Origin of the sequence: Arthrobacter sp. YD4, assembly GCF_030410515.1 — a bacterium.
In the GTDB taxonomy this organism is placed as follows: domain Bacteria; phylum Actinomycetota; class Actinomycetes; order Actinomycetales; family Micrococcaceae; genus Arthrobacter.
In genome coordinates this window covers 250,881-262,007 of record NZ_JAUHHD010000001.1, presented here as the reverse complement: position 1 = coordinate 262,007, position 11,127 = coordinate 250,881, and the positions used below count along the sequence as shown (strand labels likewise).

General features: G+C 69.0%; 9 protein-coding genes. 6 read left to right on the top strand and 3 right to left on the bottom strand.

Going from position 1 to position 11,127, the window contains the following annotated elements; genetic code table 11:
• Window positions 1–32: 32 nt before the first annotated feature.
• Window positions 33–1,184 carry a glutamate--cysteine ligase gene (locus tag QWJ39_RS01140; RefSeq protein WP_290255865.1) on the bottom strand — a complete coding sequence of 384 codons (1,152 nt, stop codon included), beginning with the start codon at window positions 1,182–1,184 and terminating at the stop codon, window positions 33–35.
• A gap of 141 nt (window positions 1,185–1,325) precedes the next feature.
• Between QWJ39_RS01140 and QWJ39_RS01135 the strand changes: the two genes are divergently transcribed.
• Entirely contained in the window at window positions 1,326–2,963 is a 1,638-nt protein-coding gene (locus QWJ39_RS01135; RefSeq protein ID WP_356902505.1) for a glycoside hydrolase family 3 N-terminal domain-containing protein, read from the top strand.
• A 90-nt stretch (window positions 2,964–3,053) separates the two neighbouring features.
• Window positions 3,054–3,887, top strand: a complete 834-nt coding sequence (locus QWJ39_RS01130) for a shikimate 5-dehydrogenase (RefSeq protein WP_290255864.1) — start codon at window positions 3,054–3,056, stop codon at window positions 3,885–3,887.
• Window positions 3,888–3,912: 25 nt separating this feature from the next.
• Here the strand turns inward: QWJ39_RS01130 and QWJ39_RS01125 are convergent, their stop codons facing one another.
• Window positions 3,913–5,142 (bottom strand): class I SAM-dependent methyltransferase, encoded by a 1,230-nt coding sequence (locus tag QWJ39_RS01125; RefSeq protein ID WP_290255863.1) that lies wholly within the window; start codon window positions 5,140–5,142, stop codon window positions 3,913–3,915.
• A gap of 56 nt (window positions 5,143–5,198) precedes the next feature.
• Between QWJ39_RS01125 and QWJ39_RS01120 the strand changes: the two genes are divergently transcribed.
• The 4 genes from QWJ39_RS01120 (at window position 5,199) to QWJ39_RS01105 (ending at window position 10,136) form a co-directional block, all read left to right on the top strand.
• Window positions 5,199–5,594 carry a hypothetical protein gene (locus QWJ39_RS01120; protein WP_290255862.1) on the top strand — a complete coding sequence of 132 codons (396 nt, stop codon included), beginning with the start codon at window positions 5,199–5,201 and terminating at the stop codon, window positions 5,592–5,594.
• Between the two features lie 236 nt (window positions 5,595–5,830).
• Window positions 5,831–6,127 carry a co-chaperone GroES gene (groES, locus tag QWJ39_RS01115; protein ID WP_056737866.1) on the top strand — a complete coding sequence of 99 codons (297 nt, stop codon included), beginning with the start codon at window positions 5,831–5,833 and terminating at the stop codon, window positions 6,125–6,127.
• A gap of 81 nt (window positions 6,128–6,208) precedes the next feature.
• Window positions 6,209–7,819 carry a chaperonin GroEL gene (groL, locus tag QWJ39_RS01110; RefSeq protein ID WP_290255861.1) on the top strand — a complete coding sequence of 537 codons (1,611 nt, stop codon included), beginning with the start codon at window positions 6,209–6,211 and terminating at the stop codon, window positions 7,817–7,819.
• Between the two features lie 256 nt (window positions 7,820–8,075).
• Window positions 8,076–10,136, top strand: coding sequence for an acyltransferase family protein (locus QWJ39_RS01105; RefSeq protein ID WP_290255860.1), 2,061 nt, complete (start codon window positions 8,076–8,078; stop codon window positions 10,134–10,136).
• On the opposite strand, the gene QWJ39_RS01100 is transcribed toward QWJ39_RS01105, so the two are convergent.
• Window positions 10,120–11,001 carry a DUF389 domain-containing protein gene (locus QWJ39_RS01100; protein WP_290255859.1) on the bottom strand — a complete coding sequence of 294 codons (882 nt, stop codon included), beginning with the start codon at window positions 10,999–11,001 and terminating at the stop codon, window positions 10,120–10,122. The genes QWJ39_RS01105 and QWJ39_RS01100 overlap by 17 nt on opposite strands.
• Window positions 11,002–11,127: the final 126 nt, after the last annotated feature.

Genomic DNA, 11,127 nt, shown 5'->3' with positions numbered 1-11,127 from the left:
CCCGGCCGGACCGCGCCGTAGGGCGGGAGGCGTCAGGCCGCCGGGCCCTGCCGCATCTGCTTGACCAGGTCCAGTACGACGGCGCGCAGGTCGCCGCCGTGTTCGGCGGCGACGCGGCGCTGCCGCTGGTAGCCGGCCCCGCGGTCGATGATTTTGGCGACGTCGCCCAGCTCGGCGGCGCAGCCCAGCTGCTCGGCGATCGGGGCGAGCCGGTCCAGGGTCTCCCGAAGGTGGTCCGTGACGAGCTGTTCGTTCCCCTCGGCGTCGAGGATGATGATCGCGTCCAGGCCGTACCGGGCGGCCCGCCACTTGTTCTCCTGCACGTGCCAGGGCGGCATGGTGGGGATGGTCCCGCCGTTGTCCAGGATGGTGGAGAACTCGTGGACCAGGCACTGGGTCAGGGCCGCGATCGCTCCGACCTCCTCCAAGGTGGCCAGGCCGTCGCAGATGCGCATCTCGATGGTGCCGAGGTTGGGCACGGGCCGGATATCCCAGCGGATCTCGGAGAGCGCGTCGATCACCCCGGTGGTGAACATGTCCTGGACGTAGGACTCGTAGTCCTCCCAGCTGCCGAACTGGAACGGCAGGCCCGCGGTGGGCAATTGCTGGAACATCAGGGCCCGCTGCGAGGCGTAGCCGGTGTCCTCGCCGCCCCAGAACGGGCTGGACGCGGAGAGGGCCTGGAAGTGCGGAAAGTAGTTGACCAGGCCGTCGAGCACGGGCAGGACCTTGTCGCGGCTGTCCAGGCCGATGTGGACATGGACGCCATAGATCACCATCTGCCGGCCCCACCACTGGGTGCGGTCGATCAGCTTGGCGTAGCGTTCCTTGTCCGTCACCGGCTGCAGCTGCGGCGGGCTGAACGGATGGGAGCCGGCGCAGAAGACCTCCACGCCCATCGGGTCCGTGACCTCACGGAGCGCGGAAAGCGATCCCGCCAGGTCCGCCTTGGCCTCGGCCACCGTGGTGCAGATCCCCGTGACCAGCTCCACCGTGTTGAGCAGCAGCTCCTGCTTGATGTGCGGGTGCTCGTCGTCCTCGTTGAGTTCCGGGTGCCGGGCGGCGACGCCGCGCAGCACCTCCTTGGCGACCGAGGCGAGCTCGCCGGTCTCGGCGTCGACGAGGGCCAGCTCCCATTCGACGCCGAGTGTTGACTGCCTGGATGAAGCGAACTCGATCTTCATGCGGTCCCTTCGCTGTAGTGGCGGCGCTCGCCGGTGGTTATGTGCGCCGTCACCGCAGCCGGGGCGGCGAGCGGGGGTATGGCAACAATGTCCCAAGTCTAGTGCAGGGGTAGCATCGAGCTGGTGGTCAAGTTACAGCTGATGCGTGAGAGTCTTCACAACCGGAACCTGTTGCCCGTGACCGCGGCTCTGCTGGCGGGGCTCGTGCTCCCGGCCGCCGGATGCTCCGCCCTGGCCGCCCCAGGCACCGGCTCCGCCGGGAAGTCCGGCCAACCCTCCGCGCAGCCCCTCGGCTGGGGACCCGAGCAGGCCGACGCCGACGCCGCCGCCCGGGCGGTGGCGGGAATGTCCCTGGAGCAGAAGGCGGGCCAGGTCCTGCTGGCCTCCTTCGCCGGGCTCGACGTCGAGGCGCACGGCAAGACGGTGGAACGGCTGCACCTGGCCGGGTCGATCGTGATGGGCGACAACGTTCCCGCGACGGCGACCGGCCAGGTGGACACCACCGCCATGCGCGCCGCCACCGACCGGCTGCAGCGGGCGGCTCGCGCCGACGGCCGTGGCTGGCCCGGCCTGATCGGCGTCGACCAGGAAGGTGGGCTGGTGGCCCGCCTGCGCGCCCCGCTGACCGAATGGCCGGCCCCCATGAGCTTCGGCGCCGCCGGCAGTGACCCGCTGGCCGCCGACGCCGGACGGGCCCTCTCGGCCGAACTGGCAGGGGTGGGCTTCAACGTCGACTTCGCCCCGGCGGCGGACGTGACCATGGGGCCGGCGGATCCCACGATCGGTGCCCGCTCGTTCTCCGGCAGCCCGGATACTGCGGCCGCCGTCGGGACCGCGTTCTCCAAGGGCATGCTGGATGCCGGCGTGCTGCCCGCGGCCAAGCACTTTCCCGGCCATGGGTCCGTCAGCGTCAACTCGCACCAGGGACTTCCGGTCCAGGGCGCCAGCCTGGACCAGCTCCGGGCCCGTGACCTCAAGCCCTTCCAAGCCGCGATTGACGCGGGCCTGCCCATGGTCATGACCGGCCACATCGCGGTGCCCGCCCTCCAGCCCGGAGTCCCCGCCTCCGTCTCGGCCGCCTCCTATGCCGAATTGCGCCGCATGGGGTTCAAGGGCGTGGCGGTCACCGACGCCATGAACATGGGCGCCATTACGGAGCAGTTCCCCAACGATTCGTCCGCGCCCCTGGCGCTCGCGGCGGGGGCGGACTTGATCCTGATGCCCGCCTCGGTGGACACCGCGCACGCCGCGATTGTCTCCGCCGTCCGCAACGGCAGCCTGCCGGCCGCACGCCTGGACGAAGCGGCGCGCCGCGTCGTGACCATGCAGCTCTGGCGCGGACGCAGCCAGCCGGCCCATGCCTCGGCGCCCGGCAGTGGATCGGCCCTCTCCGAGAAGGTCTCGCAGGAGGCCATCACGGTGCTGTCCGGGCCGTGCAAGGGTCCGATCGTGCCCGCGAGCGTCCGGGTGACCGGCGGCACGGAGCAGGACCGGGCCCGCTTCGCTTCCGCCGCCCGGCAGGCCGGCATCGGTGTCGGGTCCGGCCCGGTGGTGGCGCTCATCGGCTATGGCGAGGGCCCCGTGACCGCCGACGTCGCGGTGGCCCTTGACGCGCCCTGGCCGCTGGAGAAGTCCGCTGCCCCGGCCAAAATCGCCCTCTACGGCCGGAGCCGGGAAGCCTTCGAAGCCCTCGCGGCGGTGCTGGCCGGCAAGGCGCCGGCGCCGGGGAAACTGCCGGTGGCCGTGGGCGCGCAGGGCCCGGGGGCCGGCTGCGCCTAGGCGCTGAATCTGGGAGCTGCACCAGAGAGCTGGACATGGCCGCTGTCCCTAGGCAGGGTACGGTCCCGCCCGGTGGCGTTTAATGGAGCGGTGCCTATCCTGAACAAAGACATGACGCTGTGTATCTCGCTCTCGGCCCGCCCGAGCAACAACGGGACGCGCTTCCACAACCACCTGTACGAGCAGCTCGGCCTGAACTGGATCTACAAGGCCTTCGCCCCCACGGACCTGGGCCAGGCGATCGCCGGGGTCCGCGGGCTGGGGATCCGCGGCTGCGCCGTGTCGATGCCGTACAAGGAGGACGTGATCGACCTCGTGGACGTCATGGACCCGTCCGCGAAGGCCATCGACTCGGTCAACACGATCGTCAACGACGGTGGCACCCTCACCGCCTATAACACCGACTACACCGCCATCGAACAGCTCCTGCAGCGCAACGCCGTGCCGGTGGACTACTCCGTCTGGCTCCGCGGTGCCGGCGGCATGGCGAAGGCGACGGCGGCCGCGTTGCGCGACGCCGGGTTCCGGGACGTCACCATCATTGCCCGCAACGAGGACGCCGGCCGGGCGCTCGCCGACCTCTACGGTTTCGCCTGGCGCGCCGACGTTCCGGCCCAAGGCGATGGTGTGGACCCCGCCGCGCTGCTGATCAATGTCACGCCCATCGGCATGGCGGGCGGCGCCGAGGCGGACGCCCTGGCCTACCCGCAGTGGGCGGTGGAGGAAGCCGAGGTGGTATTCGACGTCGTCGCCCTGCCCGCCGAGACGCCGCTGATCAAGGCCGCGCGGACCGCCGGGAAGAAGGTCATCACGGGCGCCGAGGTGGCCACCATCCAGGCGCTGGAACAGTTCGTCCTCTACACCGGCATCCGTCCCAGCGAGGAGCAGGTACGGGCCGCCGAGGAGTTCATGCGCGCCCAGTAAGGTCGCCGCCCGGCGCTACAGAGCCCTACGGGGCGACTGGACGTACCGCGACGGCAACCCGGTCCTCGCCGATCCGGGTGAGGACCAGGGTGGCCTTGTTCTTGGCCTTCTTCGCGGCCCGGCCGCCGGGCAGCAGCTGCCCGCGCAGTTCCTCCGGGGTCACGGCCACGCCGCGCTTCTTGATCTCGAGCACGCCGATACCGTTCTCCCTGACCCAGGCTTTGAGGGCCTTGACGTTGAGCGGCATCACCTCGAGGACCTCATAGGCGCGGGCGAACGGGGTGTCCTGCAGTTCGGGGGCGCAGATGTAGGCGATGTGCTCGTCCACCAGGTGTCCGCCGAGCCGGAGCGCGACGTCGGCCACCAGTCCGGCGCGGATCACGGCCCCGTCGGGTTCGTAGAGGTACCCGGATACCGGGCCGACGGGGGCCGCCGGGCCGCCGTCGAAATCCCCGGCGCTAGTGAGCTCCGCCGCGCCCCGCGGGCCGAGCACCAGCGCGGCGCGGCGGATTCCCGGGCGGCGGACGGCGTTGAACCAGAGGGCGACCTCGGTGACGTCGCCGCCTACCGACACCCACTGTGCCTCGCAGTCCGCGGGAATTGCGGTGTGGGGGATCCCGGGGCCCATCTTCACGCCGACGGCGCGGCCGGAGGCGGCCAGCGACTCGACAAAGGACAACGGCGGGGAAAAGTCTTCCGGGTCCCAGAGCCTGGTGGTGCCCGAGGTGGACGTGGTCCGGCGGGCCGGGTCCAACCAGACCCCGTCGATCCCGTCCAGCGGCACGGATTCCGCGTCGGCGTGCACCACGGTGGCGTTCCGGAACGGGATCAGGTTCATGGTGGCGCAGGCAGCAGTGGTCTCATCCAGCTCCACCGCGGTCACCGTCAGGTCCAGGGACGCCAGGGCCATCGCATCGGCGCCGAGGCCGCAGCCCAGGTCCGCGACGTGGGTGACCCCCGCCTCCGCGAAGCGCTGGGCGTGCCGGGCGGCGACCGTGAGCCGCGTGGCCTGCTCCAGGCCCGCACGGGTAAAGATCATCTGCCGGGCGAATTCGCCGAACTTGGCCTCCGCCTTGGTCCGCAGCCGGGACTGCGTCAAGGCCGCGGAGACCAGATCCGCCGGGTGACCGGCCTTGCGGAGCGCCGCGTTGAGCTGGAACGCCTCCTCCTCGCGGTACGGGCCCAGCGAGGACAGCAGTTCCCACCCCGCCGGATTGAGCAGTGGTGCGATCTGGTCCTGCGGTGTCTCAGCCATGCCATCGATCGTAGTTCAGGCCCGGGAACCCCGCGGCGCCCACTAGGCTTGACGGCATGAACGACAGGAACACGGAAACCGATGGAACGGCGGAGGGGGAGGCCCCGGGCCGCCGGGGATTGGCCCGCTACGCCCGCCCGGCCCTGGTCGCCGGCGTCGTGGTCGCCGTCGTCTGCGCCGCGCTCCTGGTGATCATCTTCCTCCTCGACACCTTCAACGCAACGGTTTACTCGGTGGACGGCAAGGACGTCGCGGACGCCACCGACGAGGCCCGGGCCATCCGCGACACCTACGCCGGGGTCCGGATCGGCAGCATCATCTTCCTGATCGCCGGCCTCCTCGCGGCCCTGGCCGGCGGCTTCCTGCTCTACCGGACGCGCAACGACGCGCCCCGGGTGGACGAGGACGACGACGGGCTGGAGTGGGACTACGACGACCTGGCGGGGGAGTAGCCGGGCTGCTTGCCCATCCGGACATCAGGCGGCCGTTCGCCACAGATGAACTTCTGGCACTCACCTTGACCGAGTGCTAACTCCTTACATAGAGTCGTCATTAGCACTCCCCCTAGGCGGGTGCTAACACCAAAGCATCAGCTGCCAGGCTGCTGCCGGCACCGCGACGACGGTCTGTACGCATGGCACCACCGCTTTGAAGTCCATGAATTTGCTGACGAAAAGGAGAGGTCCGAGTGTCGGTCTCTATTAAGCCTCTTGAGGATCGTATTGTTGTCCGCCCGCTCGAAGCCGAGCAGACCACGGCCTCCGGCCTGGTTATCCCGGACTCCGCACAGGAGAAGCCGCAGGAAGGCGAAGTTGTCGCGGTAGGCCCCGGCCGCTTCGATGACAACGGCAACCGCGTTCCCGTCGACGTTGCCGTTGGCGACGTCGTCATCTACTCCAAGTACGGCGGAACCGAAGTCAAGACCGGCGGTGTCGAGTACCTCGTACTGTCCGCCCGCGACGTTCTGGCGATCGTCGTAAAGTAACTCTCTTGGATCCCCGCGCCGCCGGACCGTCAGTAATGAACGGGACGGCTGCGCGGGGTTCTTTCGTGAAAGGACAACACCATGGCAAAGCAGCTCGCGTTTAACGACGCTGCCCGCCGGTCCCTCGAGGCCGGTATCGATAAGCTCGCCAACACCGTCAAGGTGACGCTCGGCCCCCGCGGCCGCAACGTCGTGCTGGACAAGAAGTGGGGCGCCCCCACGATCACCAACGACGGCGTGACCATCGCCCGCGAGGTTGAGCTGGACGACCCCTACGAGAACCTGGGCGCGCAGCTGGCCAAGGAGGTCGCCACCAAGACCAACGACGTCGCCGGTGACGGCACCACCACCGCAACGGTGCTGGCGCAGGCCCTGGTCAAGGAAGGCCTGCGCAACGTTGCCGCCGGCGCCGCCCCGGGCCAGATCAAGCGCGGCATCGAGGTCTCCGTCGAGGCCATCGCCGCCCGCCTGCTGGAGAACGCCCGTCCGGTTGAGGGCACCCAGGTGGCCAACGTTGCCGCCATCTCCGCGCAGAGCGACGAGGTCGGCGAACTGCTGGCCGAGGCGTTCGGCAAGGTCGGCAAGGATGGTGTGATCACCATCGAGGAGTCCTCCACCACGCAGACCGAACTCGTCCTTACCGAGGGCATGCAGTTCGACAAGGGCTACCTGTCCCCGTACTTCATCACCGACGCGGACCGCCAGGAAGCCGTCCTCGAGGACGCCCTCATCCTGATCAACCAGGGCAAGATCTCTTCGCTGCAGGACTTCCTGCCGCTGCTGGAGAAGGCCCTGCAGGCCTCCAAGCCGCTCTTCATCATTGCCGAGGACGTCGACGGCGAGGCCCTGTCCACGCTGATCGTCAACCGCATCCGCGGCACCCTGAACGTCGTCGCCGTCAAGGCTCCCGGCTTCGGTGACCGCCGCAAGGCCATGCTGCAGGACATCGCGACCCTGACCGGCGCGCAGGTCGTCTCCCCGGAACTGGGCCTCAGCCTGGACACCGTGGGCCTGGAGGTCCTCGGTACCGCGCGGCGTATCACCGTCACCAAGGACAACACCACGATCGTCGACGGTGCCGGTTCTGCCGAGGACGTCGCGGCCCGTGTCGCACAGCTGCGCGCCGAGCTGACCCGCACCGACTCGGACTGGGACAAGGAAAAGCTGCAGGAACGCCTGGCCAAGCTGGCCGGCGGCATCGGCGTGATCAAGGTCGGCGCCGCCACCGAGGTCGAGCTGAAGGAAAAGAAGCACCGCATCGAAGATGCCGTGTCCTCCACGCGCGCCGCGCTGGAAGAGGGCATCGTCTCCGGCGGCGGTTCGGCCCTGGTCCACGCCCTCAAGGCCCTCGACGAGGACCCGACAGTCAAGGCGCTCGACGGCGACGCGGCAGCAGCCGTGGGCATCGTCCGCCGGGCACTGACCCAGCCGCTGCGCTGGATCGCCCAGAACGCCGGCTTCGACGGCTACGTCGTTGCCGCTCGGGTGGCGGACTCGGCCGTCAACCAGGGCTTCAACGCGAAGACCGGTGAGTACGAGGACCTGATCGCCGCCGGCGTGATCGACCCCGTCAAGGTCACCCGCGCCGCCCTTCGGAACGCTGCCTCCATCGCCGCGCTGGTTCTCACCACCGAGACCCTGGTGGCGGAGAAGCCGGCCGACGAAGACGAGCACGCCGGCCACCAGCACTAGGCCACCGTGTAGTTCCGGCTGCACCACATGCACCATCTGCATCAGAGAGAGGACGCCCCGGCATTGCGCCGGCGCGTTCTTTCTGCTTTCCCGGGCTGCGACGGGAGAACATGGCCGGTTCACAAGCTCCTCACAGTCCACCCTGCTTAACTCGCTGGGTGCACCCCGGCGGCTGGCACCCCCGGCGCACCTTCCGTAGAGTGGAACACTTAGGTTTCGGCGGCCCGATGCGGGCCGTCCGTCGTGAGGAATTTTGATGACGCAGCAGGCGGGGCTCCAGGAAGCGGCTCCCACGGGCGTTCCGGCCCGTCCCAACCGGAAACCCGGCTACCGGCCCGAGATCCAGGGGCTGCGGTCGCTGGCTGTCCTGATGGTGATGACCTACCACATCTGGTTTGGCCGGGTCTCCGGCGGTGTGGACGTCTTCCTGCTGGTGTCGGCTTTCCTCATGACCCTGCAGTTCGTGGGACGTTACGACGACGGGCGTCCGACCGCCCTGGTCAAACACTGGCTGCATCTCTTCCGCCGCCTCATCCCGGCGGCCGTCGTCGTGGTGGTCGCCACGCTGGCGGCGACCATCCTGTTCCTTCCCCGGACCCGGTGGCTGGACATCGTCGGCCAGGCCTGGGCATCCCTGGTGTATTCCGAAAACTGGCTGCTGCAGGCCCAGGCCACCGACTACTACGCCTCGGACCACTCCTCGGCCAGCCCCTTCCAGCATTTCTGGTCGCTGTCCATCCAGGGGCAGGTGTTTATCCTGTGGCCCCTGATCTTTGTGGGTGCCGCGCTCCTCGCCAAGCGCTTCCGCCTGAAGTATCGGGCGCTGTTGGCCTACGTTTTCGGGCTCATTTTTGCCGTCTCCCTCGTGTACTCCATCGTCTTCACCGCGGCCAGCCAAACCGAGGCTTACTTCGACACCGGCGCCCGCCTCTGGGAATTCGCGCTCGGATCGCTCGTGGCGCTGGTCCTTCCTCTGCTCCGGATCCCGGCGCCGTGGCGGGTGCGTCTCGGGTGGCTTGGCATCGCCGCGATGTTGAGTTGCGGCTTCCTGCTGGACGTCCAGGCGTCCTTCCCCGGCAGTATCGCGCTGTGGCCCACCCTGGCCGCCGCCTGCGTGATCGTCGCCGGTCAGACCGGTAGCCGGTTCGGGGCGGACCGGATTCTCAGTTCCCGGCCGCTGGTCCGCCTCGGGGACATGTCCTACGCGATGTATCTCTGGCATTGGCCGCTCTTGGTCGTTGCGCTCGCGGTGCAGCAGCGTGGCCACGCCGGTCCAGTCACGGGTTCGGCGATCATCGTAACGACCATAGCGCTGGCCTACCTGACCACCCGGTTCGTGGAGCGCCCGTGGCGGCAGTGGAAGTGGCCGGAGGTGAGGCGGCGCCGGGCGTCGCTCGCGATCGTGGCCGCCCTCACGGTCGCCGCCGTCCCGCTGGCCGGGCTCCAGTTGGCGTTGTACTTCGAGAATCAGGGCATCCTGGCCAAGGCCGCGCGGAATAATCCCGGCGCCCGTGCGCTGCTGCCGGACTTCACAGAGCAGGCCGACGCCGACGCGGCCCTCCTTCCCGCGCCGGAGAACTTGGGCAAGGACTGGGCCAGTTTGCCGCAGCCGTGCAGCGGTACACTCGAGCCCCAGAATGCCACCCTCCGCGGAGTGTGCAACGAAAACACCCAGAACGGGAATTCGGCGAAGAGGGTTCTCGTCCTCGGCGACTCGCACGCAGAACAGTGGCTCCCCGCCCTGAAACCGGTGAGTGATGAGAAGGGATGGCGGCTCTACGCCATGCTGATGGGCGGCTGCAAGCCCGGCACAACTGCGCAGAACGCCAATGCCGATTGCGACAAGTTCAACGCCGCCGTCACCGCGGAGGTCAAGCGCAACCCGCCGGATGCGATCGTGGTGGTGGGCACCGCGGCGTCGCCTTCGTCAAACGGTGAAACGCTGATCCCCGGTCTGGAGTCCAACCTCGATACGTGGACCGGTCTCGGAATCCAGGTGATCCTGCTGCGGGACAACCCGCGGTTCGAATTCAACATGGCCGATTGTGTCGTGACGAAGGGGAAGGACGACACGGCGTGCCTGCCGGCCAAGAGTGGACTCTTCGCCGCAGATAACCCGCTCGACACCCTGGCGGACAGGGCCCCGAACGTCGTCACACTGGATATGACCGACCTCATCTGCCGTGAAAACGACTGCCCCGGCGTCGTGGGCAACACCTTCGTCTACCTGGACGACAACCACCTCAGCCGCACCTATTCGGCGAGCATGGCCCCGATGGTCAAGGACCGGCTGCTCTCCGCTACCGGCTGGGAGTAGCGCTGCTGCGCCCCTGGCGGGGTCGGGCGCCGCGGGGGTGCCGCCGGGTCACCACCCGGTAGAAAAGGAGCACGGCCACCGCGGCCACCACCAGTCCGGCGAGGTTGATGAACAGCTGCACGGCCGAGCCCGCCGCCTTCTGGTACTCGCCCAGCACCAGCGCCACCGCGACGAACCCCGCCGCCGGCACGGTGGTCACCGAGATGAACACACCCACCAGGGCGGTGGAACGGCGGCTGATCACCGACAGCATGCCTGCCACCCCGGCCAGAAGTGCCACGATCAACGAGTACGGTCCCGGGTGGTAGATGAACTCGACGGCGGACCCGGTGTCCAGCGCGGACGTGGGAAAGAGCCCCAGCGGAACGGACAACCACGCGGTGAAGGCCGCCGCGAGCATCGCAACCGGGAATCCGACGCCGAGGGCCAGGGCCGCACTGCGCCCGAGCCGCCACTGCCGCCGCACCAGCGCCACCGCCAGCGCCGCGAGCGGCCCGAATTCCGGACCGACGGCCATCGCTCCGACGATGGCGATGGTGGAGTCGGTGACGATGCCGATCGCCGCCAGCTGGGTGGCGAGAACCAGGAAGGCCAGGAAACTCCAGGTCAGCTTGGCATCGTCCCCGGTCTGCCGGGAGACCTCGTCCCAGATCATCGCGTCCGCGCCCTCGCCCGGCGCCTCAGCGACTGCGCGGTCGGCCCGGTCGGAGAGCAGGAGCTCGGGGGTGGTGACGGAGATGGAGCCCGCGCGCTGCACACCCAGTGACTGAAGCCTCTCCAGCAGCGGATCGACGGCTTCCCGGGCGATCATCACCTGCAGCACGTCACCCTCGGGCACCAGCGAGGTCCCCGGATGCAGCGCCACCTCCGCCACACCTTCCGCATCCGAGCAACACTCGACGACAGCGGAGGTCAGCTCCGCCGGAACGCTTATTCGCACCGTGACGATCACCGGCGGCCTCCTTCGACCTTTTCAGAGTAGCCGGGGGAA